The sequence below is a fragment of the Paenibacillus taichungensis genome (assembly GCF_013359905.1).
Taxonomy (GTDB): domain Bacteria; phylum Bacillota; class Bacilli; order Paenibacillales; family Paenibacillaceae; genus Paenibacillus; species Paenibacillus taichungensis.
The window spans coordinates 1-240 of record NZ_JABMCC010000057.1 but is presented as its reverse complement, the minus strand read 5'-3'; the positions used below and the strand labels follow the sequence as shown (position 1 = coordinate 240).

Genomic DNA, 240 nt, shown 5'->3' with positions numbered 1-240 from the left:
TCCAAGTACCATCGGCGCTAGAGGGCTTAACGGTCGTGTTCGGGATGGGTACGTGTGGAACCCCTCCGCCATCGCCACCAAACGCATAGCTTAGCTTACATCTCAGAGTTTATTCTCTGAAAACTAGATCCGAAACGAAATGTGCGATTTACAACTTGCATATTTGGATAAGCCCTCGACCGATTAGTACTGGTCAGCTCCATGCATTGCTGCACTTCCACCCCCAGCCTATCTACCTCG

1 rRNA gene is annotated in these 240 nt (G+C 50.4%); it reads right to left on the bottom strand.

Annotation, left to right across the window (positions count from 1 at the left end):
• Positions 1-82: ribosomal RNA gene (gene rrf / locus HP548_RS34200) — 5S ribosomal RNA — on the bottom strand; the annotation flags it as partial.
• Between the last annotated feature and the right edge of the window lie 158 nt (positions 83-240).